25 protein-coding genes and 1 riboswitch are annotated in these 26,654 nt (G+C 39.7%); of the genes, 2 read left to right on the top strand and 23 right to left on the bottom strand.

Annotated elements, in window-relative coordinates; translation table 11 throughout:
- The 10 genes from MKY14_RS30425 to MKY14_RS30380 all read right to left on the bottom strand — a co-directional run.
- The coding region (locus MKY14_RS30425; RefSeq protein ID WP_340978036.1) for a hypothetical protein at positions 1–2,136 on the bottom strand (2,136 nt) is incomplete at its 3' end.
- A 283-nt stretch (positions 2,137–2,419) separates the two neighbouring features.
- Positions 2,420–3,136, bottom strand: a complete 717-nt coding sequence (gene deoD, locus MKY14_RS30420; protein WP_036681380.1) for a purine-nucleoside phosphorylase — start codon at positions 3,134–3,136, stop codon at positions 2,420–2,422.
- Between the two features lie 116 nt (positions 3,137–3,252).
- Positions 3,253–4,074, bottom strand: a complete 822-nt coding sequence (locus tag MKY14_RS30415) for a methyl-accepting chemotaxis protein (protein ID WP_076129804.1) — start codon at positions 4,072–4,074, stop codon at positions 3,253–3,255.
- A 257-nt stretch (positions 4,075–4,331) separates the two neighbouring features.
- Positions 4,332–5,861, bottom strand: a complete 1,530-nt coding sequence (ahpF, locus tag MKY14_RS30410) for an alkyl hydroperoxide reductase subunit F (RefSeq protein WP_076277814.1) — start codon at positions 5,859–5,861, stop codon at positions 4,332–4,334.
- Between the two features lie 14 nt (positions 5,862–5,875).
- Positions 5,876–6,439, bottom strand: coding sequence for an alkyl hydroperoxide reductase subunit C (gene ahpC / locus MKY14_RS30405; protein WP_036681373.1), 564 nt, complete (start codon positions 6,437–6,439; stop codon positions 5,876–5,878).
- Between the two features lie 249 nt (positions 6,440–6,688).
- On the bottom strand, positions 6,689–7,567 hold the full coding sequence (locus MKY14_RS30400) for an aminoglycoside phosphotransferase family protein (protein WP_312151718.1): 879 nt from the start codon (positions 7,565–7,567) through the stop codon (positions 6,689–6,691).
- 93 nt (positions 7,568–7,660) lie between these two features.
- Entirely contained in the window at positions 7,661–11,206 is a 3,546-nt protein-coding gene (locus MKY14_RS30395) for an alpha-amylase family glycosyl hydrolase (RefSeq protein ID WP_340011413.1), read from the bottom strand.
- A 253-nt stretch (positions 11,207–11,459) separates the two neighbouring features.
- On the bottom strand, positions 11,460–12,446 hold the full coding sequence (locus tag MKY14_RS30390) for a phosphotransferase (RefSeq protein WP_076308995.1): 987 nt from the start codon (positions 12,444–12,446) through the stop codon (positions 11,460–11,462).
- Positions 12,447–12,531: 85 nt separating this feature from the next.
- Positions 12,532–14,274, bottom strand: coding sequence for a phosphomethylpyrimidine synthase ThiC (thiC, locus tag MKY14_RS30385; protein WP_076308996.1), 1,743 nt, complete (start codon positions 14,272–14,274; stop codon positions 12,532–12,534).
- A gap of 103 nt (positions 14,275–14,377) precedes the next feature.
- Positions 14,378–14,487: riboswitch (TPP riboswitch) on the bottom strand.
- Between the two features lie 71 nt (positions 14,488–14,558).
- Positions 14,559–16,610 (bottom strand): beta-galactosidase, encoded by a 2,052-nt coding sequence (locus MKY14_RS30380; RefSeq protein WP_076310320.1) that lies wholly within the window; start codon positions 16,608–16,610, stop codon positions 14,559–14,561.
- Positions 16,611–16,780: 170 nt separating this feature from the next.
- Between MKY14_RS30380 and MKY14_RS30375 the strand changes: the two genes are divergently transcribed.
- Positions 16,781–17,614: a helix-turn-helix transcriptional regulator gene (locus MKY14_RS30375; RefSeq protein WP_076308998.1), complete on the top strand. Its 834-nt coding sequence runs from the start codon at positions 16,781–16,783 to the stop codon at positions 17,612–17,614.
- Between the two features lie 55 nt (positions 17,615–17,669).
- On the opposite strand, the gene MKY14_RS30370 is transcribed toward MKY14_RS30375, so the two are convergent.
- The 6 genes from MKY14_RS30370 to MKY14_RS30345 all read right to left on the bottom strand — a co-directional run bounded on the left by MKY14_RS30370 (position 17,670) and on the right by MKY14_RS30345 (position 21,201).
- Positions 17,670–18,194, bottom strand: coding sequence for a hypothetical protein (locus tag MKY14_RS30370; RefSeq protein WP_076308999.1), 525 nt, complete (start codon positions 18,192–18,194; stop codon positions 17,670–17,672).
- Between the two features lie 30 nt (positions 18,195–18,224).
- A complete protein-coding gene (locus MKY14_RS30365; protein WP_339188590.1) occupies positions 18,225–18,725 on the bottom strand; it encodes a hypothetical protein in 501 nt (166 codons plus the stop codon).
- A gap of 41 nt (positions 18,726–18,766) precedes the next feature.
- A complete protein-coding gene (locus MKY14_RS30360; RefSeq protein WP_339188593.1) occupies positions 18,767–19,630 on the bottom strand; it encodes a hypothetical protein in 864 nt (287 codons plus the stop codon).
- 24 nt (positions 19,631–19,654) lie between these two features.
- Positions 19,655–20,176: an AAA family ATPase gene (locus MKY14_RS30355; RefSeq protein WP_076186542.1), complete on the bottom strand. Its 522-nt coding sequence runs from the start codon at positions 20,174–20,176 to the stop codon at positions 19,655–19,657.
- A 457-nt stretch (positions 20,177–20,633) separates the two neighbouring features.
- The gene (locus MKY14_RS30350) at positions 20,634–20,822 is read right to left on the bottom strand and encodes a hypothetical protein (protein ID WP_076219833.1); all 189 of its coding nucleotides are present in this window, start codon (positions 20,820–20,822) and stop codon (positions 20,634–20,636) included.
- A gap of 13 nt (positions 20,823–20,835) precedes the next feature.
- Positions 20,836–21,201, bottom strand: a complete 366-nt coding sequence (locus MKY14_RS30345; RefSeq protein ID WP_076277820.1) for a hypothetical protein — start codon at positions 21,199–21,201, stop codon at positions 20,836–20,838.
- Positions 21,202–21,673: 472 nt separating this feature from the next.
- Between MKY14_RS30345 and MKY14_RS30340 the strand changes: the two genes are divergently transcribed.
- Positions 21,674–22,177: a hypothetical protein gene (locus MKY14_RS30340; protein ID WP_076220913.1), complete on the top strand. Its 504-nt coding sequence runs from the start codon at positions 21,674–21,676 to the stop codon at positions 22,175–22,177.
- A 72-nt stretch (positions 22,178–22,249) separates the two neighbouring features.
- Here MKY14_RS30340 and MKY14_RS30335 read toward each other — a convergent pair whose 3' ends face one another.
- The 7 genes from MKY14_RS30335 to MKY14_RS30305 form a co-directional block, all read right to left on the bottom strand.
- Positions 22,250–22,609, bottom strand: a complete 360-nt coding sequence (locus MKY14_RS30335; RefSeq protein ID WP_076282697.1) for a hypothetical protein — start codon at positions 22,607–22,609, stop codon at positions 22,250–22,252.
- An 828-nt stretch (positions 22,610–23,437) separates the two neighbouring features.
- Entirely contained in the window at positions 23,438–23,632 is a 195-nt protein-coding gene (locus tag MKY14_RS30330; protein ID WP_179086848.1) for a hypothetical protein, read from the bottom strand.
- A 192-nt stretch (positions 23,633–23,824) separates the two neighbouring features.
- Positions 23,825–24,196, bottom strand: coding sequence for an iron chaperone (locus MKY14_RS30325; RefSeq protein ID WP_076309004.1), 372 nt, complete (start codon positions 24,194–24,196; stop codon positions 23,825–23,827).
- Positions 24,197–24,254: 58 nt separating this feature from the next.
- Positions 24,255–24,689: a hypothetical protein gene (locus MKY14_RS30320; protein WP_076129794.1), complete on the bottom strand. Its 435-nt coding sequence runs from the start codon at positions 24,687–24,689 to the stop codon at positions 24,255–24,257.
- Positions 24,673–24,891, bottom strand: coding sequence for a helix-turn-helix transcriptional regulator (locus tag MKY14_RS30315; protein ID WP_036681352.1), 219 nt, complete (start codon positions 24,889–24,891; stop codon positions 24,673–24,675). The genes MKY14_RS30320 and MKY14_RS30315 overlap by 17 nt, the downstream gene beginning before the upstream one ends.
- 500 nt (positions 24,892–25,391) lie before the next feature.
- Entirely contained in the window at positions 25,392–25,880 is a 489-nt protein-coding gene (locus MKY14_RS30310; RefSeq protein ID WP_340978030.1) for a DUF2199 domain-containing protein, read from the bottom strand.
- Positions 25,881–26,072: 192 nt separating this feature from the next.
- A complete protein-coding gene (locus tag MKY14_RS30305; protein WP_038573410.1) occupies positions 26,073–26,477 on the bottom strand; it encodes a GNAT family N-acetyltransferase in 405 nt (134 codons plus the stop codon).
- Positions 26,478–26,654 lie beyond the last annotated feature (177 nt).

Below are 26,654 nucleotides of genomic sequence, written 5' to 3'. Positions count from 1 at the left end.
TGCTACACCCTCAACGAAATCAACGTTGATCTTGCTCGGTGAAGCTGCCAAAGCGGTGCTTCCTAAGCTTCCGTACGTTCCGTCCGGCGCAACATCATAACCCGTTACCGTCACTTCTTTTGTTCCGGTAAACGTTGTATCCATATTGCCCAGCGAGTTCTTCACAGTCAGCGTAATGCCATTATCTACACCTACGACAGGTGTCAACGTCGCCGCTGAAGCGGTGATGCTATATGCAAGAGTAGGTCCTAGGTTCAGGGTCATTTTAGTGAAATAATCCCCCACGACCTTAAAATTAGTACCATCGTAAATAATGCCATTAAGATTAGAGGTAAGATCAGATGTTTCCTGAGTCCACGTGGATCCGTCTGCCGAAGAGAATAACTCCCCCTTCAATCCAACAGCCAGAAAACTCCCATTACCAAAGCTGATATTATTTAGTGCGCTAGCTGACATTGTAACCTTCGTAAAAGTTACCAAATCTTCTGTGGTTAGAATTACTGCCTGCTGGCTAAGTGTATCTTCTCCAACCAGAATATAAGCTCTACCATCATAGGCAATTCCCTTTAAAGAAGTATTGGGGAACCCAATCTCTAAGGGCACATTCCACTGTATTCCATCTGATGATTTTGCGATAACAACGCTCTCTTGCTCATAAGTAGTACTATTGTATTTCATCCCAAGAGCTACAAATTGATTATTCAAGTAAGCTACTGTATTAAATGCAAAATCCCCATTTTTAAATCTCTCTGTCCATGAGGTTCCGTTAACTGAAGAATAAATTCCGCCATAATCGGAAACAGCAACGTACTGATTTGTGCCAAAAGCAACGCCAGTCAGATTGTCCTGCACTCCGGTATCTGTCATAGTCCAAGTATCACCGTTGGTCGAGGTCACCACTTTGGCGTTAAGATTGTAGTTTTCTTTATCTGTAACCGCAATAAACTTCCCTGCTCCATAAGTGACCGCATTCATTCCCGGCAGCTTGGAGGGTGTGACATCGTTCCATACTGCGGAGCTATTAGATTTGTAAATAGAGCCATATTCCCCGGATGAGACGGCAACATAATTGCCATTACCATCCTTAGCAATACTTTTCAGATTACCGCTGACATTACTCCACGCCGATAGGTCAGAAGAAACCAGTAAGCCGTTGCCCCCTGAAGCAACATATTTTCCATTTCCGTAAACCATATTGTTCATCATCATTGTTGTATGGGTATCCGAAGATGTCCACTGGGTGCTGTCCAGCGGAGCCGCAGAAGATTTATAAATTACACCCTGCCCAAACAACAAATAGCTCCCATTTAAAGAACCTCCCCCATAAAATTGCTTGTTATCCCATGAGGCATCAACGGTCCAATTAGCACCGTCTGTAGAGGTGAATACTTTTTTAGCATACGGAGTCACGATATAACTAAAGAAACGATTATTTAAATAGATTACATTCGTAACATAAGGCCAACTAGAGTTATAGTGGTTGATCACAAGATCGGTTAAGGTGACCGTTGTCCAATTGATCAGATTCGTTGAGGTATAATAGACAGCATTGTTAGCAGAGACCACATATTTGTTGTTGCCATAAGCAATATCCGTTAAGCTTTGCATTCCGAATATTGCATTGGTAGAAGTGATTCCTGTGTCTGTCCAGTTAATGCCATCCGAGGATTGTAGTAGAGTTACATCATAAGAAGGTGGATTGGTGCCAGGTTTATATACTGACTGCCATACAAAGAACTTTTCATTGACCGCTTTCAACCTTTCCGGTGTGATAGCTAACGTTTTTTTTGTCCAATTTTCACCATCGAGTGAATTGTATACTGCCTTTTCGCTACCATCAATAGCTAAGAACAGCCCATTAGCGAACACAATAGAAGTTAGTTTGGGGTTCCCCGCCTTTTTTGAGATAGACCAATCTACGCCATTTGATGATGTAGATATCCCTCCTTGGCCCACCGCTACAAAAACATTGTTACCAAATGCAACACTGCTCAAATTTCCAGCTGATGTGGAGCTTTGATCTATGATATTGCTATTGCTGGGTGCTGCATAAATTACTGCAGGCATAAACAGAGAACTGACGATAGAGAATACTAAACTTATTGCTAATAAAAGATTGCCACTCCGCTTAATCACAATTTTCCCCCTTTGGCATTACACCAAAATATAAATACTTCCACCATATGGAGATTAGATGTCTTTTCTAAGATTTGTAGCCATTTGGTTTGATTTTTATATCGGTATAATCCGAGAGAATTATTACGAATTTAACATTAAATTTTGATTAAAAACAACAATAATTTACACGCTTCACCTATCCATTTCCACAACCTTACAAATGAGAAAAAAACCTATTAAATATCAGGACTTAATCCTGAATTTAATAGGCTTTCAAGCTTTTTCTCGTAGAACTTTTTTATTAAATAGAAATCGCTGCTTCTAAAGCTACTTCCATCATGCCGTTGAAAGAATTTTGTCTTTCTTCTGCCGTGGTTACAGCATGAGTAACTAACGAATCGGAAATGGTAAGAATACATGCAGCTTGTTTACCTAACACTTTCGCATTATGGAACAACGCATAACTCTCCATTTCTACACAAACACAGCCATGTTCATTGTAAAATTCATTAACTCCAGGCACATTGTCTTCATGATAGAATACATCGCTGGAATGAATTCTCGCCGTCAGAACTGGCTTGTTAATACGTGTAGCCGCTGCTTCAATGACTTCGTTCAATTCTTTACTTGGCAGCTGGATATCTCCTTCTACACCGCTTTGCACATAGGCATATGTAGATTCACTCCACGCGCTATCCGCCAACACCACGTCAAATAAATTCAATTTATCAGTATATGCTCCAGCACTACCGATACGAATGATGTTTTCCACACCATAGTTTTTGTATAGTTCATAAGAATAAATACCGATACTTGGCATTCCCATTCCCGAACCCATTACCGAAACCTCTTTGCCTTTATAAGTTCCTGTATATCCAAACATATTACGTACCGTATTAAATTGGGTTGGGTTCTCCAAATAGGTTTCTGCAATATACTTCGCTCTCAAAGGATCTCCTGGCATTAATACTGTTTTGGCGATTTCACCATTTTGTGCTGCATTGTGCGGCGTTGACATAATTTATTCCTCCTATGTTGATTACTCATTACTATCTTACTATACCATTCATGATTTTAAATATACGTTTAAAATTTTCTTTTATTGCGACAAAAATACTGCTACTGAATCTCTTTTTATAATTTATTAGCAAACTCATTAAGTTTTTGGGACATTATCTTTATTTCCTCAATAAATGTAGAAGTATGCTGAACAGATGCCGCCTGTTCTTGGCCGATAGCTGCTATCTTCTCTATCGAATTAGCCATTTGATTCGTAATTCCCTTGATCTGTAACATGGTTTTATTTATGTTTTGCGTCGAGGCGACGGTTTCCCTTGAAAATTTCCGGATTTCCTTGGCTACGACTTCAAAACTTCTACCTTTCTCACCTGCATGCGCTGCTTCTATTGCAGCATTCAGCCCAAGTAAATTCGTTTGATCAGCAACCCTGTTTATAATGGATAGGACTTCTGTTGTATTCTCCACATCTTTTCCAGCCTGCTGAGATTGAATGAGTAGTTCCTGAGAGTGATCCGAAAGTGAACTTACGCCATAGGAAATATTATTAATTTGCTCATTGGCTTGGGATAATGATTCCGAGATTTGTTCTACAATGGCTTTTAATTCACTTTGTCTCCGAATCTGAACTGCAATCCCGCCAATGACTTGTCCCGTTTGATCGTGAAGAGGTGTTGCTGTACCTGTAAACTCAAATCCATAAAAGTGGGCTGGAACATCGGACTTCAAGGTACGATTCTCTTGTATCGCTAAGTAAAGCGGTTCTTCTTTGTGTAAAGGTTGTCCTTCGTTAATGTTTAAATTTATGGTGTCGCCAGGAAAATAAGCAACGAACCGTTCCAAATCACATATCGCTATTGATAAATCAGCGGGGATAGATAATTTTATAATTGGTATAAGTGAGATAAATTTGTCTAAAGATTCAATGTTGTTAATCACAGAAATATAGTCTCCATTCCAGCAAAACGTTATTTATAGCGCACCAAGTCTAACCAGATTATGCCTTGCAGACATGCATTTAATCTAAATCCTTAATTTTGCTTAATTCATATTTTAGATATGTATTCGCGAAAATCTTCATAAAATCCTCCAAAAAAGTTTACAAACACCCATTTCTCTCTCACAAAAGATAAAAAAAGCCCCCACTTTGTGAAAAGTGAGGGCTTTCGTTCTCTTGCTGTTACTAATAATATCGATTAGTTACGGATCAGATAATCAAATGCTCCTAGCGCTGCAGTTGCACCGGATCCCATCGAGATAATGATTTGTTTATAAGCACTATTAGTGCAGTCACCAGCAGCAAATACTCCTGGTAAGCTAGTAGCACCATGGCTATCTACAACAATCTCACCTACGCGAGTACGTTCAACTGTGTCACCTAGCCATTCTGTATTTGGAACCAGACCAATCTGTACAAATACACCCTGCAATTCAACATGGTGAGTCTCTTCTGTCGCACGATCAACATAAGAAATACCATTTACCTTATCAGTTCCGGTAATCTCTTTAGTTTGCACGTTTTTAAGAACAGTAACGTTAGGAAGGCTATAGAGACGATCTTGCAGTACAGCATCAGCTTTGAGCTCTGGAGCAAATTCCAGAACCGTTACATGCTTCACTATACCTGCAAGGTCAATAGCTGCCTCAATACCTGAGTTACCGCCGCCAACTACTGCAACATCTTTGCCTGCAAACAAAGGACCATCACAGTGTGGGCAGTAGGCTACACCTTTGTTCTTGAATTCAGCTTCACCAGGCACGCCCATATTCCGCCAACGAGCACCTGTAGACAGAATGACCGTCTTACTCTTTAGAACAGCACCGTTCTCGAGTTCAACTTCAATTAAGTCATTTTTGTCTAGACGTCTGACACGCTGCAATTTCATCACATCAATGCCATACTCTTTTACTTGCTCTTCAAGTTTAGCTACGAGTTGAGGACCTTCAGTGTACTTCACACTAATAAAGTTCTCGATACCAAGCGTGTCGTTAACCTGTCCGCCAAAGCGTTCAGCAACAATACCTGTACGAATACCTTTACGTGCCGCATAAATGGCTGCACTTGCACCAGCTGGGCCGCTGCCGACAACAAGCACATCATATGGAGCTTTATTGTCAAACTCAGAAGCGTCCACACTGCTGCCCATTTTAGCTAAAATTTCTTCAACCGTCATACGACCACTTTCGAAAAATTCACCATTAAGGTAGACACTTGGAACAGACATAATTTCTTTGCTTTCTACCTCTTCTTTGAATACTCCACCGTCAATCATCGTATGGGTAATGCCCGGATTAAAGATACTCATAAGATTCAGTGCTTGTACAACATCAGGGCAATTATGACAGCTCAGGCTAACATAAGTTTCAAACTTATATTCACCACTAATGCCTTTGATCTGATCAATTACACTTTGCTCAACCTTAGGAGCTCTTCCGCTAACCTGCAACAGAGCCAATACTAATGAAGTAAATTCGTGTCCAAGCGGAGTTCCGGCAAAGGTTACGCCTGTATCTTCACCCACACGATTTACACTAAAGCTTGGGGTTCTAGACAGTTCGGTTCTTTCCACCGTAATCCTAGGTGACATTTTGGCAATTTCATCAACTAGTTCGGTCATCTCTTGTGATGCCTCGTCAGCGCCTGCACTGAGTTTCAGTACTACATCGCCTTCCAAGAGTTCTAGGTATTGCGCTAGTTGAGCTTTTATTTCTTGATCTAGTTTCATTTAGCTTTCGCTCCTTAAATCTTACCTACAAGATCGAGACTTGGTTTAAGAGTTTCTGCACCTTCCGACCATTTCGCTGGGCAAACTTCACCTGGATGATTGCGTACATATTGCGCTGCTTTAATTTTGTTAACAAGAGCGCTAGCATCACGGCCGATACCACCAGCATTAATCTCAACAGTTTGAATAACACCGTCTGGATCAATGATGAATGTACCACGATCAGCAAGACCGTCAGCTTCGATCAATACATCAAAGTTGCGGGAAACCACATGGGAAGGATCGCCGATCATAATGTATTTCACCTTGCCAATTGCTGCGGAGCTTTCATGCCATGCTTTATGTGTAAAGTGTGTGTCAGTAGAAACGGAATATACTTCAACACCTAGTTGTTTGAGGGTTTCATATTGGTTCTGCAAATCTTCTAGTTCAGTTGGGCATACGAATGTGAAGTCAGCTGGGTAAAAGCAAACTACACTCCATTTACCTTTGAAGTTTTCTTCTGTAACATCGATAAATTTCCCATCTTGAAATGCGCTTGCTTTGAATGGTAGTACTTCTGTTCCGATTAATGACATATTGTTTAATCTCCTTTGGGTTTAATTTATGAATAGAGTGGATACTATTTATAATTATTATAATTAACCAAATTAAGGCCTGTCAAGTTATTTATAATAATTCTAATATGATAATCGTTGTCAGTCGCTAAATGTTCATACAAATTCCTTTCTTTCGGATTTAAATACAACACTTTATCATCTGACTGATGCTCATTCGTGCTTATTGACTATTATGGTTTAGTTTACATGTTTTATGTAGTTCAATTTCTACAATTCGATGTCTTCTACTATTAGATTGATAATATTCAAGGATTCTTCCGCTACTGTTGGATTAGAATATCGATTTCCATTATAGGTGATCAGTGCTTTCCATAAAGCCCACCCTCTTGCTCTATTCCACGTTTGTGCATCCATGTTTAATACCTTTTTAAAGATTCTTCTACTAGTCTCATCAAAAAAAGTCCACGCCATTGCAGCATCACAAGCAGGATCACCCACCCCTAATATGCCAAAATCAATGACTGCACAAAGCTGTCCGTCTTTGACTAATATATTTCCATGTACGACATCACCATGAACCCAAACTGGTTCTGACTCCCATTCAGAGTCTAATGCCAGTTCCCAGATCTTTTTCAATAGACCTTCATTAAAAATATCTTTATTATGCTCAATCGCATTTCTAGATTCCTCATCATATACAGTTAAGGACCCACCTCTATAAAAATTATGCTCTCCGGCTAAAGGTCCCCCACTAGCATCAATAGACTGTAATTCAATTAAAAAGCTTCCCAAGTCTCTCGCAAATTGATTGAGATCATTAATGTTCTCATGGGATAAAGTCTCTCCCTCTAGCCAATTATTAATAGACCAAGGCCAAGGATATTCTTTGGTAGGTGTCCCTTTCGCTAATGGTGTTGAAATAGGTAACGTCAGTCCTTTCTTTAAAAAAGGTAACCATTGTTGTTCTTTCTCCACTTGAGGAACATAAGCGACTGCACTTGGTAATCGCACACTCATCTGTTCACCTAAATGAAAAGTCCGATTATCATGCCCACTGAATTTCACAGGTCTGATCTCTAAATCGGACCATTCAGGAAATTGTTCATTTATTAATCTTGCTACTAAATCGACGTCTATAGTATGCATAATATCTCTCCACATATATGAAATTGAAGCAACATCAGTTGCGGAATCCGAGCTGATGTTGCTTCTTTTTAACTATGAAATGGATACAAGGTCCTACTTCAAATAGGTTCCTGACTCTCCGATTCCACCACTACCGTTCAATACATACACCCGTGCATTTCCTTTCCCGGAGCAGTTGATTGTGATCACACCGTTGGTAACGGTTTTGGTATCACCAGTGACCGCATCCACATATGTTCCATTAGGAATTCCGGTGAATGTTGCATTTCCTGAGATCGTAACCAAAGCAAAGCTATCGATTCCTTTGCTACTATCAGTGTATCTTCTTTTAAATGCCAAATCACCTGATACATTTTCTGTAGAATATTGGCCTTTTTGCAAAGCAGGAACAGCTCTTCTAATTAAATTAAGTTGTCTGATATGTTTCGCCAGAGGATAATTTAACGAGTCTGCAAGTGTGCCAGTAGCATTGGTATATTTACCGTAATCTTGAACAGTAACACTACCCTCAATATGATTGCCAAAGTAAGCACGGCCTGTTGTACTTAACGGCGCATTTGGACCTACATCGATGACTGATCCTTTTTTGAACTCAATTTCAGAACCATAATAGATCGCAGGTATTCCTCGGAAGGTGAACATCAGCGCGAGATTCTCAGCCCAAGTGTCCTGTGTGCCAGCAAATCTTTGATTTTCTGGTGCTTGGTCAGGTGCATAGTCATGAGAGTCAATATAAGTTACATTCCAGGTAGCATCATTATAGAATTGATCACCGCTTCTCATACTGAATGCTTCCTGAGCAGTTTTGAAAGCCCAGTGCATTGGAAAATCAATAACATCCATACCCGATTTCTTCGAATAATCAGGCGTATGATAAGTATTTCCTGTTAAAAAAGCATTGTTCGAGGTAGGTTGTCCTGCTGTAGTAGAGTTATCTGCCCACTCTTGTTCCACCGATAGCTTATTGGAAGCGTAGTCATTTTGACCGTCACCTGGATAGGGTTTTGAGCTTTTCCAAGTATAAAATGGTGTTGATATCGCCGGAATTCCACTGTTCCACACATCTCTGTACCGAGTAGCCACTTCCCCAAAGACAAAGAAGTCTGAGCCCCCTCTTGTTTTCCATGCCGGCACAAAATATTTGTTAAAAATATACCGGCTTACATGCTTTACAGTATCGACCCGGAAAGCATCCACACCCATATCAATATATTGATTATAGCTGTCGATTAGATACTGATTCACTAGAGGATTCTCTGTGTTTAAGTCCACACAGTCTCCCGCAATCTGTCCTGTCTGGACGGTGTAAGACTCCCAAGAAAGACTTTTTTCCGTATGGTAAATATTATTGTTAGTCTCCGCAGTCTTCATTAAGGCAAGTCTTGCCTGATATTGCTGATCCGGGGTCATGGAATCATAGTTAGCTGGCAGCTTATCCGTAATTTTGAGCATGTTACTCACGGTGTCCGCCGCCGTTGGATCTTTTTTGAACATCGGGAACAGATTTTCTTCTCCAAAATTACCGGTATGATTGACGACAATATCTTGAATAACCTTTATCCCTCTAGCGTGTGCTGCATTGATCAAATCCTGATAAGATGCCCCTGCGGATTCATATCTTGGATCTACTTTTGCAAAATTTATTGCATGGTAGCCATGATAATCATAACCGCTGGCATTCTGCACCACAGGTGTAATCCAGATGGCACTGAAGCCTAGTGCTTTAATGTAATCGAGCTTTTGAATCAGTCCTTTAAAATCCCCTCGCCAAGCTGGATCAGAGTCCGGATTTCCTGCCTTGGCATCCTCCCATGCATGCTCATTGTTACTCGAATCACCATCATAAAACCGGGAAGTGATTACAAAATAAATCGTATCTTCACGAAAATCGCCCTTATTACCAATGTTATAAACAAAACTCTGTTTAGTTTCATTTCCGGCACCATCGATCACAAGGAATTTTAAGGTTGTCGTCTTATTAATCAAGATAGACGGTCCGGTAAGAGATGTCAGTGCATTGCCTGAAATATAGACTTTTGAACTCGTTGTTGGTTCCGTACCATTATCTGTGTAATATGCTGTGGTTGTTGCCGCCTTGTTGTCTTTTATATTAAAAGATACGGAAACCGCTGAGCTCGAATTCCCAACAGGCAGATTCGCAGTGATAATCGGAGCTTGCAAATCGGCATTCAGATCAATCACATAAGCAAAAGAGCCTACATTACCCGCTTGCCCTATAGAGTTAACGCCGAATGCTTTGATAGTCAAAGAAGAAGGTACTTGGATTGGAGTCGTATACAACGTTGAGGTTGTCGTAGGTGTTGATCCGTCGGTCGTATAATAAATTTTATCGCCGCTATTTGTACTGGATAGGGTCACCGTTTGGGCAGAATCATAGGTTTTGGGCACAGGAGAGACGGTTATCACCGGAACCTTAGGAACGTCTGGATTGGCGTCATACCATACGTTATCTGAGTTATACCAGCCCTCTTTTACGCTGCGAGATAAGTCAGCCGTCTGTTTGCCATTGCCGTCATTAAAGATCAGGCTTGCCCCTGTAGCATTTGGAACAGTATAGCTATACCAATCGTTCCCGTCCGATTTCATCAGTATCCCCGGCCATGCTCCACTAGTCGGAACGGTTGCCGGATTCAGATTCCAGTAATGGATGCGGATCGCTGCATTCCAGCTTGCTGGTTTCTTAAAGTGAACGGTTAGCCCCGCTGAAGTAGGTGTAGGTGTTGGCGTCACTGTTGGCGTTGGTGTGGGTGTTATGGTAGGTGTTGGCGTCACTGTTGGTGTAGGAGTTACCGTAGGTGTAGGAGTTACCGTAGGTGTTGGCGTCACTGTTGGGGTAGGAGTTACCGTAGGTGTTGGTGTCACTGTTGAGGTAGGAGTTATCGTTGGTGTTGGTGTAGCTCCGGCCGAAAGGGTCACATAGTCGATATTAATATTCCCGCTATCATCCGAGTCATATTTATAAGCAAGCGTGTTATTTCCTGCCTGTAAAGAGAGTGTTTCTGTTTGGTCTGCCCATGTATCCCAGTTGGTCAGGTTGGCTAATGTTGTCTGTGTAACCTTTATTCCATTGACATAAATGGACACTTTTTTAGCACTGCCGGATGCATTAGCATAGTGAAGCGTGGCATTATAGGACCCTGCTGCGGAAGCCTGGACGTTAAAAGTGGTGGCTGCTCCTGTAGTTGTATATCCATCAACAAAACCAGTGCCCGAATATCCGGTGTGATTCGTATTTACTTTTGCACCACCAGACAGGGATGCACTCTCTGCTTCGTATTTCCCGGCGACCGGAATAACAACCGTCCAGTTCTTCCCGCCGTTATTGTCCCAACTATCCGTTGGAGCCGTGATGTGATAACAATAAATTAGGGTGGCGCCTTCCTGAACATTGAGGTTGGCGATGAACGTGGTTCCATTTTTGGTCATCACCGTGTCCGTAGTATTAGCCCAGTTATTCGTAGTCCAATGTAAGGTCACAGCTGCCGCTGTAGGATTGGTATAGGTGACTGTATGATCCGTATTGCTGGCCGATGCTCCACCCGATAAACCAAATAAACTAAAAATGAGTGAAAAAATAATTAACCACGAAATATAACGCCTGGATTGTTTGGATACCAAGTAAATAACCTCCTCATAATTTTAAGTGCAGCTTACGATTTTAAGCCCATCGTGATGTGCAAACGTTTGCAAAAATGAGAAAAAAAGAAATACTTAATAGTTTTAATCTCCTCCTTCAATGAATAATAAGGAAAAAACTCATTGTATGCGTTTACAAACGGTTCAATATCTGATGAATTTTCCTTGTTAAGATTATAGGCGCCAAACTTTTGCTGGTCAATGCATCTTTTAGGCTATAATTCAATCGTTTTCACTATAAGTTCCCTAAGATAGCAGGTAAATTGTTCAGGTTCTTAGCCAGCCAATTCATTTCTTTTGCAAAACGTTTTGGAGGTACACTATGTTTGTCCATCGCGGCATTAATCCACCACGGGCTTTCCATATACCACAACAACTGCAATGATTTTGTTAAATACCCCTGCTCCACCGTTCGTTCCTCACGATATCCGTCAATAAATGCTGAAGCTAGTGCTCCATCTAAATCTTCATCTAAAGCACATGACATCACTGCTCGCGCTACATCAAGCTGCGGATAATCATATTTGAACCGATCAAAATCTAGAATTGCAGACAATTGGCTATCTTGAAATAAAAGATTATCAACCCATAAATCACGATGTGCCCATCCAGCTACAAGTCCTTCGAATATTTCCGGATCTATTTCTTCAGTCGCTCTCAGTTGTATCTCTAGGTCAGTGATGAGTGAAGTTTTGCCCATTTCCTTTGATTGTTGTAGGAGTACATTCCAATGTTCTAAACGTTCCTCAGGGCTTTGGGGAATAAATTGTGGGGTTCTTTTCAAACTAAGGGTCCCATCATTTAATAAACGATGCATTTTACCTGTGGCACGACCCAAATCAAACATTTGAAGGATGTTAATTTTGCCCGGCTCTATGACACGCCCTTCACAATATTCCATAACCATAAACGTCTCTCCCATATCTGATTCCAGTAAAACTTTATGGTTATAAGCCAACAATTCGGGACATGGGAGTCCCTGTAGATACAATCTTTTCTGTTGAGAAAAGGCGAAGCTCAGCTCTTCTGGGTTATACAATTTATATCTTTTTTTGTTGTATTGTTTAAGTAGAAATGGTCCTGAATCCGTTATGATTTTCCATTTAAGATTTAACCAGCCACGTTTTATTGGGGTAGCATGAAGGACTTTCAATCCAAAAAAATGATAGAAACTATTACTTAAATCCTCTAAAATGGCTTCCTCTGAACGAATCGCTTCCAATTCATCAACTCCTATCTATTCAAAGTATAAAAGAAGAAGCCGCCAATGACGACTTCTTTTAGATATTTCTTTTTAGCAGAAAAAGTTATCTATAAATAAGGCTCCCGCCTTGGAGAAACTCTTGCGCCTTCTCTTGCATTCCTGATTCAATTCTCGTCGTATTCCGGATATTATGAGAGATCTTCATACTGCAAAATTTCGGCCCGCACATGGAACAGAAATGAGCTGTTTTAGCGCCTTCCGCAGGCAATGTCTCATCATGATATTCGAGCGCTCGCTCAGGATCTAACGATAAATGAAATTGATCACGCCAACGAAATTCAAAACGGGCTTTCGAAAGAGCATTATCCCGGTCTTGTGCTCCTTTATGCCCTTTCGCCAAATCTGCGGCATGAGCCGCTATTTTATAAGTAATGACCCCTATACGTACATCTTCCTTATTAGGCAGGCCAAGATGTTCCTTCGGAGTTACGTAACATAACATAGCTGTACCGAACCAACCAATCATCGCTGCACCTATAGCAGAGGTAATATGATCATAACCAGGCGCAATATCTGTAGTCAGTGGACCTAATGTATAAAAAGGGGCTTCGTTACAAGTTTCAAGTTGCTTATCCATATTCTCTTTAATCAAGTGCATCGGCACATGTCCTGGACCCTCTACCATCACCTGTACATCATGACTCCAAGCTATAGCTGTTAATTCACCTAACGTCTCTAACTCGGCAAATTGTGCTTCATCATTCGCATCAGCAATCGAACCCGGACGTAATCCATCGCCTAGGGAAAAAGAAACATCGTACAGCTTCATGATTTCACATATCTCTTCAAAATGTGTATATAAAAAGTTCTCTTGATGATGCGCAAGACACCATGCCGCCATGATGGAGCCACCTCTTGAAACAATGCCTGTCATACGTTGTGCAGTCAACGGGATATAACGAAGCAGAACCCCCGCATGAATGGTAAAATAATCAACCCCTTGCTCCGCTTGCTCAATGAGCGTATCACGGTATACTTCCCACGTTAAATCTTCCGCTTTCCCATTCACTTTTTCCAACGCTTGATAGATAGGCACCGTTCCAATAGGAACAGGAGAATTACGGATGATCCACTCGCGTGTCGTATGAATGTTTTTACCTGTTGAGAGATCCATTATATTATCTGCACCCCAGCGGGTGGCCCATCTCATCTTCTCTACCTCTTCCTCTATGGATGAGGATACTGCGGAATTTCCTATATTGGCATTGATCTTCACTAAAAAATTGCGTCCAATAATCATTGGTTCACTCTCTGGATGATTGATATTCGCTGGAATGATGGCGCGGCCGCGGGCTACTTCATCTCTTACAAATTCCGGTGCCACATTCTCACGAATCGCAACGTATTCCATTTCCGAAGTAATAATCCCTTTGCGTGCATAATGCATTTGAGAGACATTACGCCCCTTTTTCGCTCGCAAAGGTTTTCTATGGAGCGCTGGAAACACTTCCGCCACAGCTTTTCCCGTTGCATTCCCGTTATCTTCAGGCTTCATGGTTCTTCCTTCGTACGCTTCCGCATCCCCTCGTTCCTCAATCCAGCTTAGACGATTGGGCTCTAACCCCTGACGAATATCAGTATGAATATTAGCATCCGTGTAAGCCCCGCTTGTGTCATAGACATGAATTGGGGCATTCTCCTCTTCGCCGTCTATGCCCGCAGTTGGACTAAGTGAGATCTCCCGCATAGGCACCTGAATATCAGGCCGTGAACCCTTTACATACACTTTTTGACTTGCTGGAAAAGCTGATAGATTGATTGGATCGTTGTTCAATTCGCTTGTCATCTCAATTCCTCCTATAAGGTGATTTGATCAAGCGGAGACGGTCTACTCCCCCACAAATAGAAAAGGCCACATCTGTATAAGATGCGGCCTTAGAGTAGACAAATAGAAATAGAACTCCATTTCCTCCGCTGGCATTATCCAGATCAGGTTTGACGGTCGATAGTTATAACTATCCTCTCAGCCTGGTCCCACCAAGCTCCCGTGACTATATAATTGCTACTTCAAAGTATAACCGAAAAGAGAAAATTATCCAAATCTACTCAAATGTGAGATCAATGTATACGTTAGTTTAACACCAATACCCCAAATCCTTCCAGAAGCACCTCGCCCGACAATGTTGTGCCGCTCAGTAAATCTGTTTTGGTCTCATGAAGATGGATCGTGACAGGAGTCTCACTATAATTAAGCAAAAAAGCATAACTGGAAGAAGCTCCGGTACGGACTTGCAGTTCTACCTCTTCTGGGAGCTCCAGCCAATCTGCTGGTGATTGTAGATCAATTAAATTTATGATCTCAGCCGCTGCCTGTTCATTAAATACGGCTCCGTAATACCAAACCTCACCCTTGCCGCGACGATTTCTAGTTACCGCCGGTTTTCCCGCATAATAATCAGAGGCGTAGACCGCCATCACTTCAACCGAAGCTTCCTCTATTTTGAGAATATCATTAAAGTCATCTGCTCCTGTAACGACTTCGGTCACGCCCGACCAGCTAATTGTTGTTGGCTGACGACTGCCCTTAACCATTGTGAATTCTTCAACTGTGATCCCGCATAGATCCTTAGCAGCACCTGGGAAAGGACGCATATAACATTGTCCGCGCTCATCCTTATAGCCGGTTCTACAGCCGAAGATCAGTTTGCCGCCTTGCTGAACATATTCATCCAGCAGTGCTGCTGTCTCATCTGTCATAATCGCTGGGTGAGGATAGATAAGCACGTCGTACCTTGCAAGCTCCTCCAGCGTTGTTTTTTTGCGTAAATAGAGTACGTCATTCGGGATATGCTTCCGCTGAAGCGCCTTGTACCACTCCTTATTGCTCTTCCACATAAACGGGCCATGCCAAACATCGTATTCTCCATCCCACTCATTGTCATAATCACGAACAATAGCAATGTTAGCCTGATTACGAGTACCGACAAACGCATGACCTGCTGCTGCCAGCTCCTGACCGATCTGCCCCGCTTCCCGCACTCTCCGGTTAGGCTGATTATGATAGTCATTGATTCCATGCCAATAAATTTCATTGCCCATCGTAGCTGTCCGCCAGCGGAAATATAACACCATATCTGCTCCATGAGCGATCGACTGATAGGTCCATAACCGCATCTGCCCGGGCTTTGGAGAAGGCATATCCATCCGGTTCACCCAGCCACCCGGGCCCGACTGCTGCTCCATAATGCAGAAATTCGGGGATATCGAACGAACAACAGATAACGACAGTCCCCAGCCTCTATCATTCAGCGGATTCCGCTCATTCGGGTCATAAAAAATAGTAGAGAACTGAGGATAGGAATCATAGCTGAAGAAATCCAACAGTTCATCCGTCATTTCATGGCTATCGAGATGCCCGAACAGACCGTTCGTGGTTACCCACTGCTTAGGGGCAAGTTTACGGATGATATCCGCTTGGTTTTTGGCAAAAGAATTTGTATTGTCCGAAATAAACCGTTTTTCATCCAATGCCTGATGAGGATTGGGTTGCTTCGGTACTGGAGTCGGACGTGGAAGATAGACCTGAGACCAGTCACTATAGCTTTGATTCCAAAAAACAGCTCCCCAAGCCTCGTTCAAATGCTCAAGTGTAACATATTTCTGCTGTAGCCATTCCCGGAAAGCCTTATGGTCACTCTCCGAATAAAATTCACTGATCTCACAGTTGAGCTCATTATCAATTTGCCAGCCAACTACACCCGGATGATTGCCGTAATGTTCAGCCATTTGTTCTGCAATACGTGCACACAGTTCCCGGTATTTAGGACTGCTGTAATTATAATGACGGCGCATGCCATGCTGAAGTGTAACACCTTCGTAGGTAACATTTAAAACTTCGGGATACTTATCAGTCAACCAAGCTGGAGGCGTCGCCGTCGGAGTACCAAGTACAACCTGAAGACCATATTTATGTGCTAGATCAATCGCCCGATCAAAGAGCCCGAACTGAAACTGCCCTTCTGCCGGTTCAAAAATAGACCAAGCAAACTCCCCCATCCGAATGATCGTAAAGCCGAGTTCACGCATCCGGCGATAATCGTCCTCCCACATGTTTTCTGGCCAGTGCTCCGGATAATAACAGACGCCAAGCTCGAATTTTTCAGTTGCGACAGGTTTCTTCATCATTACCTCCAAAGTATTAAAAATATGCTTTCAATATTTTATAATTCTATTGTAGTATCAATGATAAGAGGTCTTATATAACAAAATATTGCTATCATATAACAATCTTGCGTTCATTGCCTTAATCCAACTTGCGCTCTGTTGCGCTACAGAAACGGGTGCTGCCAAACATGAAGAAACAATGGTATTTGCCGACACCGGCTTTTTCGAAATATGTCTGTTATCCTGAATTTTTGGGACATTACACTCACTTTCCACAACATACAGAGAGAAGAAGCGAAGGTTTTCTGGGGAGTTATAACCTGCATTTGATCTTTGATGGGGAGGGTTATGTATTCCATGAGGGCGAACGTATTCCGATGAGTAGAGGACGAGGTTTTCTGTACCCTAAAGGGGCTTATCAGCAATACGGCTCTGACCCAGGCGAGCCTTGGGATGTCCGCTGGGTTCATTTTAACACTGAAATTGTCCTTCCCTTATTAGAAGAAGTGGACCAGTCTCGTGCATACCTGTTCACTTTTGATTTGGATGCTAAGCTGGACGAGCTATTCGAGGAAATGTACCTACTGAGTGCTTCCTACGTGACCCGTAGCGAGCCAAGACTATCTGCTCTGCTGTATGAGCTTCTAGTAAACTTGCTGCAGAACTCCGAGCCGCTTCACGGCTCAGTACCGCACGAGGTTAGGCAGTCCATCCGCAGTGCTGCAGATATCATTCATGTCGAATGTGCCAGCCCTTGGTCTCTTGAATCGATGGCAAGATTGACCGGTTACAGCAGCTATCATTTTCTAAGGCTGTTCCGGGTGGTTATGGGTAAAACTCCAAACCGTTATTTAACCGATTGTCGGCTGGCTAAAGCCAAGCTTTTACTGGTTTCCACAGGACTCTCCATTGCTCAGGTTGCGACTCAGTCCGGTTTTGCCCAGTCCAGCTATTTCATTAAAGTGTTCAGAAGGTTTGAAGGCATGTCTCCTGTGAAGTACCGGCAGGCTTTTGGGGCGTAGAGGATCTTCCTTCAGTCCGTAGAGATTCAATCTTAGTCTCTTGGATTTATCACTCTTAAAGATCATCCTTAAGAGAAATTTCACTCTCAATATCTAAACTTATTGTTTCGGAATGAAGCTCCCCTTCATTATCATTCCATGTAATAGATAAAGTGGTGTTTTCATAATTTTGTCTATTTTTATTTAATTCGTCATATAAATATGGACCAGTTATAGACCCGATATCAGTGTTACTTAATATTGAAACGGGTCCATCCGTTGACCTAGCTTCATTTACAAGAACTGTTTCATCCTTATTATTATTGTTTTTTTCATTAACTTCATACTTATAATAGCTACTATTCACTAAAGCGCTTGGGTCTCCCTTGAACACTAACTTCCCATGTCCCCGTAAAATTTTGCTAGATGAAATTATTATTTTGTAATCTAAAACATCCCATGTATCCCCTGTACCCATAAGCGTATATACTTGAACACCAGTGTTTAAATTTGTTTCGACCTCTTTATTGAAATATAAATAACTCCATATCGCATTCGAAATAATAACCACAGCTACAAGTACTAGGATTAGTTTTTTCATATCTGCTCCTTTATAAATACTCCCCAGCCATTATTTATATCTTAAATTCCACTCCTTAGACCATTTCGGGAAAGCTTCTCCGGTCAATTCTTCGAGTGTTTTTCCATCAATGGTGTAAACCCAGCCCATATGTAATTCATCGAAATCAGGAAAACTATAGCCTCCTATCACTTGATCGTCTGCTTCTAGCAGAAAAATCAGGGTTTGTTTTTTTGTATTATCCTTCTCATTATCTAAGGGGTGGTTTTTAACGATGAACTTACTTGTAGTTATTTCCTTGCCTATATAATCGATTGGATCAACACTTTGAACACTCCAATATTGTATGTATGGCATTTCCGTCAGCAGTTTTTTATCTAATAAATATTCAGAAACAATTCCTTCATTACTAATGATCAGATAGCCCATATCGGTAATAAATTGTTCAGCTTTGCTATATTCTTTTTTTGAATTATCGCTAATTTGCTCCTTACTACATCCCAATAAAAAGATTAAGAATAACGGAACTATGATTGCCCTTAATTTGTTCATAGGTTCCTCTCCTTGGAGTGTTTATTATCTCCTTAATAGTCTCATAGATTAATCTTATTGTATGAATTTAGTATCATCAAACTCTTTAGCGTCTTATAGGCTCTCCATTCCAACCTCGCTGTTTCACCGGGAGGCTCCCATGTTATCTGCCATCCTCCATCATCCTCCTGTTGGTGTTCTAATACTTTTAAGTGATCAAGAATGGTTTCATCAGAAAATATGCTGCTACAGTAAGAAGTGGGTGATGGCGAAAATTCTAGAGGAGAGAGTCCATAACTGTGGGATGCGGCATCCATACAAAAGAAGTTGGCAGTAATAAGCTCCTTAGATAATTTTTGAAATAATCCTTTGATATAATCCGATTGAGGTAGGCTTTCCAATAAATAAAATGCAGTCAAAATTGTATGCGCATCGTCATATGCTTGTGCGTGAATATCTTCCAAACAAATTTCTGTCGCTTTATCAAGCCAGGAATGTTCTATCCCTTGCCACTTAAGAAGCCCGACAAGACCAGTAAGTCTGCTAAATGATGGCTCTGTAGAAAGAGGGTTACTCCAATGTTCTGCTCTTGGATAGTTTGCTGATGAAGGAAATATTGTTGGAATCCCTTTTTTTAAATCAGCATGCTTTGAAATATAATCACATGCTTTTTGAGAAAGTTCTTCGTCTTTTATGTTACAGTCATATAAAAAACGTAGTGCAAATTCCATGAAAAGTGGCTGACTACCGGGTACCCGTAAATCCGGCTCTATTGCATTTCCAAACCCACCATCTTCGTTTTGGTAGGCTGTTAGTGAAGTCATAACATTGCTCATTGATCCACCGTGGAAAATATATTCAAAAACCCTTCTTTCTAATAATCTGCCATGTGTCCAAATGAAATGGGCTGCTTTCTCAAAATCCATCTGTTCCCCTCCTCAAAATTTAGGCTAAGTATTTAAGTATTCAATGACACTTTTAATATAGGATTCAATCGGTTCCTTTGTATTAACAATATGTATTCTGACATTAGATGGCTTTTTAGCATTTTCAATAGTTTTTAGCAATGTCTCTTCAGAAGGCACTCTTTCAATCTGGCTAATCATTCTTTTTCTATTTCGCAGTCTATTATTGAGCTCATCATAGTCATTTAATAGACATTCTACATATTTATATTCCACATTATATTTCCGGGTCAGATTCAATCCTCTCTCTATCATTTCAGAGTATAAACAAGGGCTATCGAGTATAACATTATGACCTTGAGATAAGTGGAAATCTATCAAAGCCCATTCAATGTCATACGAAATTTTTCCAACTTCCTTGAACCCAATGTTTGCTCCAAGTGATTCCATAAGAGAAGACTTTACAATGTCGTGATCAAGAATAACAGCAGAAGTATGCTGCGCTATTACTCTGGCTAATGAAGACTTCCCTGATCCGGGGTATCCAGACATCTGAAGAAAAAACAACGAGGGCCACTTCCTTCAGCATTAATGAATCTGCTAAGTATTTGATATATGTTGTCGGGATTCATTTTCTAAAATATTAGCTATTTGCTCCCTTAACATACGAACGTATGTTTGTTATAATGAACAAACTGGTTATGATTACATATAATAAACTAGAAAGGGGTTTAGTATCTTATGCTAATTTATGAGAACTTACGTCAACAGTTCCCGTTTACTTTCCTTGAACCACTAATTCCTGCGCATGTTCACGAGCATATCATAAGAATTATGAATGCAAGCTCAACATCTGAATTTTCTTGTAAGATTGAAGATACGACTCCAAATATCTACATTTATTTAATTGAGAGTAGTCTAAAAGAATCCTATAAAATAGGACACTTTTTTTTCTGTGATAGAATCGGAATTGATTACACCTATCAAAGTATGCCTTTAGAACAGATAGTGACTTTTGGCCAGTTTATTTCCCAACTATCGAATTTGTAGACGATGAATTTTTTTCTTTCTTAATACGTTCATACTCTTCTTCTATTGATCTTGATAGTAGTTCTGTTGCTGTCATTCCCATCTGTTTAGCCGCTTCTGCCAACTGTTGTTTAATGTAAGCTGGTACATCATAATGAAATTTCACCTTATTACCATAGGCCATTTTTGTATCTCTCCTATCCAATAATTTCTTGATATTTTTTTTCAATAATACGAATCAATAGTTGAGTAGCAGACATTTCTTGCAAGGAAGCAGCCTCGATTAGTTTTTCCTTGATTTCGGGTTGAAACTCATAAGGTAGCTTTAATTTAGGCTCGGCCATACGGCCCTCTAGCGTTTTTTCCGCATCTAAGGCAAGCTCCAGCAGTGTTTGTAATGAAGAAGCGCTAGAAACCTCTCTCCCATACTTAGGCAACACTCGAATTAGATATTGCTTCAAAGCCCGCTGATCATCTTCAAGAATGTTAATATGCAATCCTTCATTTCCCACGGTTAATTGACAATCAACGTTATAACCAAATAGATTTATGGTATATTTCATGGTTAACCTCCTTATTTATTTTGATCATTATATAGCGATTTGTTACGTCCTACCATATTCTTCACTTTTTCATTTGTTATATCCTTTAAAATTTAATTAATACTCATCAAATCATTACAATGATTTTTGGAATTTTGATAATTAAGTGAGATAAGCCTTCCTAATCAGAAATATTTATAGAGATAGGATTTAATAATATTTATAGTAACACAAAAAAATATTATAAAAAGATATAACGTATCGTGACAATACACTTTATTTTTATGTTCTTAAACCTTAGTAAAGAAAAGTTTCCTCATGAATGAAAAGTCTGTTTTTTCATAATTGGATATTTTTATTAATTAAATATTGCGTTACGTTACGCTATATGATATATTAATCTTTGAAAAGAATGTTTGTTCCTAGAAGAAGGGGATTCTTCTTGTGAACTTACATCCCCCATTCTTTCAATAAACTTTTTGGAGGAGTTAAAATGAACGAAAACAATCAATTTATCAAAGAATCATCGCTGGAAGAATTACTAAATATAGAACGGGCAGAAGCAAGAAATCAGCAAGTAATGGCAGGTGTTGGAAGTCCGGAAGTTCGTGCTACGGAAACCAATTATATTTCTAAGACCCAGCTTGTAGATATGATTAACTCTCACGTTGGGAGTAGTTATACCGGTCTCGGTCTCGCTGTTACTTCAGTAGGAATCGGGCTAGCTACTAACGCTATAAAAGCTAAGCTTCCACCCTTTATTGCAGGTGCTCTTGTTGCCGCAGCAACACTAATTACAGTTGGTCAACTTATTCAACAGGTTGATAGCTATACACCCGCTAATCAGTTGAAAGAAATTCTTAATACCCTCTTAAATGACTATAAAAATTTCACTAGAATTAAAGTTACAGTTACTACTTGGCAAAAACTTATTGTAAATCCAACCATGTCCTACTGGACGTATTACACAACTACAGAATATACAGCAGTAGCGTAAGTACATTGATATATAAAAATGAGAGGCGACCCAAATTGGGGATCGCCTCTCATTTTTATTTGCAGATTACTATTATTTAGTCAGTCTATTTTTTGATGTTCTTGCTTCAATTAACATTTTAATTTCCGCATAAGCAAACGCTCCTTGAGCAATTAATAGAAATATCTTATACCAAATAGGTACTTCAATAAAAAAGGCGATGATAAAACTTACAATACCAATTAACACTACTAGTCCACCTATAACGATTACACGTCTCTGATTCTTTTTAATTTGAATATTAGAAGAAGAAATGAGAATTACTTGGATAAGTAAAAGTAAAACGAATAACGATATATAAGTAATAAATCCAAAAATATATGACACACTAATCCACACTAGAATTAGGCCAATAATACTTATCCACTTTGAAGAATCTCTAAAGAATTTCATATTACACCTCCTATTGATCAAGAGTCCGCGATTGTCGAAAGATTCCTAGACCTCTAAATTATAGTTTAGTACCCATAATAATTCAAACAAACACATTTAGAATACTTCCTAATCTTAAATTCCTTATAAATAAATGAATCACTTTATCATCGATAGAAAACACCAGCATTAATTTAATATGAGATTACGATTGAGCGTGATGAAGTTATCAGCTGAATCAACCTGGGAATACACGCCAGTTAACGAATGGCGACAAAAGTAGAAATGTAGAGTTCATTTAAGCCACTGTTCATGGCATTCTAACAACAGCTGCAGAATGTACAAACGAGAATTTTAGCGAATTTTTTGAAGTACGTACTTTTTGTTGTATATAATACTTCTTATCTCAATACCTAATACAGTTATATCCCAATTATTCCACTTCAGCTTATACAATGTAACTAAATAATGGCTTGTTGACTTACAACTTGTTAGTGGTCTTTCAATCAAACCTAACTAAATCCTTATAAACATTTATCGACTTCCATATAAGCTCCTCATCCTTAATTCCATCATGGACAAATAACTTTATTGGAAAAAAGATTCCTTCCATAATCGATAATCTAACGTCCTCCACAAATTGTGTGTACGTGTATGCGCTCCTGATTTTATTGTTAATTGAATGAAAATACAGATCAAAAATACGTGTAGTCTCCTCACTGCCGTGAAACAAATCGTGGATAAATAACATAACGATATCCTCAGTACAAAGCCCAACCTTCACTGCTTCAAGATCAATGATGCACGGCCTTGAACTGCTGAACATCGGATATAATAAATTGACAACATTTAGATTACCATGGATGCATGTTGTATTTTGATATCTGGATATAATTTATCAGAATCAATAGGCACTTCCCAGTCCGCTAAATTGTTATGTGTCGGGGTCAGATCTTCCATCAACAATATTCCCTCTTGTCCGACTGTGTCATATTTATTAAAAAAGACTCTTTGAATGGAAGCAGCCATTTGTCTCACTTCCATTTTTCATCATTCAGCAGGTTGAACTAACGTGTATAAATTCGCTTCCAACATTCCGTCCACCTTCCAAAATATTGAATATTTCGTGCTGAGAATTCAAATAAAAAAGACAAATCACATATTAAAAGTGACTTGTCCTCCGGTGCTTCCACATATAAATTTGCTTAAAATGAATTGAACGCTAAATAATACATTTTATTTCCGCCAAAAAGTTGAACAGTCTGCCTTATCCAAAATATTAAACTCGATCATTTTTTTAAGTAATGAGAAATCAACGGGACTTTCCCACCGGATGCGTAACAACTGCTTGGTGTGATCATAACCTGCCTGCACTATTTCATCAGAAAAACGATTAATTCCTGCAATTTCAGGGGCAACCGCCAAATGATGTTTGGATACACTAAAACCAATAATAAAAGTCTCGTGATCGGTAAACATAGGCTGATTCCACGCAACTTTTGGCTTTAAATCAGTAAATTTTCCAGCTACCCAAGCCAAAACTTCTTCCATTCTTTCCCGATGTTGCGGGTTATCAATTTGCGCTAAATATTCTGAAAATACTTCCATGTCATTCTCTCCTAATAAAATATTTTCGAATGGTCTAATTGATGTTACGTCATTCCAATTACATTCTCTTAGCATAATAATTAAACAGGAAAATTCCTAAGGAGATTTGAAAAACAAAAACACCACATAACACAGTGACTACAGTTTGATCTACTCCCATTAAACTAAATACAACAGTTAGAGCCATTAGGATGTAAAAGTTAACAATATTAGTTTTCCAACCCGCTTTTTCTCTTATTCTTATTTTCCGTTCATCATTAGCCTCAATTTTACTCATTCTAACTTTCTCATCATTCTTTATTTTGTTCTGGGGCTTATTAAGCCATAACGAATACACCATATTTCCTACTCCAAGCACTGCAAGGACTGAACCCACACCAATGAGCAAACCGGAAATTCCTTTTAGCTTCTCGTCAGTTAAAATAAATCCACCCATATAAACCATAATAGCACCTGCAATTGTTAAGAGCACCCATTTACTTGCCGTTTTCATTACCCAGCTCCTCCTCGTAAATGAAAATATCTTCAATACTCATTTCAAAAAATCGCGCAATCTTAAATGCAAGAATGATGGATGGGTTATACCGGCCATTTTCAAGTGAACCAATCGTTTGCCTGGATACTTCCAATTTATCCGCTAGTTCTTCTTGTTTAATGCCCTTTTCTTTTCTAATCTCTTCAAGCCTGTTTTTCAATATCTTACCTCCTGAAGCAATTATGGAAAGTTAACTTTCCGTAAGAATAACATATTGGATTATACATGTAAAGCTAACTTTCCATCAGCTGAAGTTGATTGCAATTTAACCCGTGATCTTTATAGGTGTAATGATTTAGGGCACGCCTTGTTGATACTACATCTGTAGAATCGGGCATGAAAAAACGCCACTCGTTAACTCCCTAATAGGAGTACGGGTGACGTTGAGTGTTTCACGGGCGACAACTTATAAAAAAACACTTCAGTTAGCTTAGTCTGCCTCAAGAATATACCCTCCGAAAGTTTGCCTTTTGGATAAAAAAGTGTCATTGTCAGCAGAAAATAAAATATTAAGACTGTCTCTGTTTCATTGAACAAAAGTCTCCTGTTAGCTTAAACGACATTACGCACCGAGTTTAGCCTTGCAGGGGTGTCTGTTGGCGTAGATATGATTTAATAAGCTGTCGGCAGCTTCTTCGACTATAGATTCAAATTTTTCTCTTACTGACTATGATTTATTAAATGAGCAATTTCTTTAACTCTCTCCATTGTAATTCCTTCTCTTTGTTCAACTGCAAGTGGATGATTCGTTGGTTCTAATTCTATTAACGGAACAGCACCAACCTCTTGTGTATGCACCATTGTCTTTAACGATAATGTAGTTATTGGATATATTGAAAGTTCAGTCGATAACCAACCAAAATAAGGTTCTTCCGTCTCCCTTCCTTCTACGTGCAATAATTCATTAGACTTCAGAAAGTTTTCTTCACTAAGAGAAACCCACACACTCCATATAAATTTCTCTTTGCTATCGATTATTGGTATTTCAATATGGCCTCTAATAAAGAAATGCTGTTCATCAATTACACAAAAATCTCTAATTAATTCTGTTCTATTCTCTTCTGGTACAGTGTAAAAATAATATGGTGCTTCACTTCCGTAACATAAAGGAAGTTCACTTAATTCGTTGTTACAGTGAGGGCATTTCATGTTTTCTGCTCCTTATAGTTTCTCGCCGATTTCTTATAACGTCTTATTCGGGAACTTTGTGATAATTCCATCTTTTGAGTATTCGCGAAATTACTGAGTTATCCTGCCCCTCTACTTCAATAAAAACGGCAGCTGATCCTCTGATCGGCTGCCTTCTTGTTGCGATTAAACTATCGTGATCCGTTATTTTAATCATATCAACTCTGAGATAAACATTGGTGTAGCTCCATCCTCTGTATTAAAGCCAAACTTATTATAAAAATCCACTGCATGCGGATAAGAAATTAATACCTTTGTTTTACACCCTTTATATCTATCAAGCATTATATTCATCATTTCCTTACCTATACCTATACTCTGATAACTCGGATTAATAAGCATATAATGAAAATATACCGTTAAAACACCATCTGACAAAGCATTTATTAAACCGACAAGCTTTCCTCCTTCCCAAGCGGTAACAATTGAATGAGACCCTCCGATTGCTTGTAAAAGCTCGTTTGGATACTTGCCAGACTCCCATTCTACCGAAAGAAATAACTCTTGGAGTGCATCCTTAGTGATATCCTCTTTGCTTGAAGCGTAATAAATACTCACCCCTATACCTTCCTTTCATAAAACTAACTACGGCACACATCTGTTTTAAACTCCCATATTTCGATGGTTTTGCAATCCTTACGAAGCCATAAAATAATACCGACAAAGCAATTTCGGATTTATCAAAGTGAAAAAATCACTTTATTTACCTCAATATACTATTAAAAATATGTATAG

The organism is Paenibacillus sp. FSL R5-0887 (genome assembly GCF_038002305.1).
Classification (GTDB): Bacteria; Bacillota; Bacilli; order Paenibacillales; family Paenibacillaceae; genus Paenibacillus_AQ; species Paenibacillus_AQ odorifer.
The sequence above is the reverse complement of the archived record's forward strand: the minus strand, read 5'-3'. Positions and strand labels throughout refer to the sequence as shown.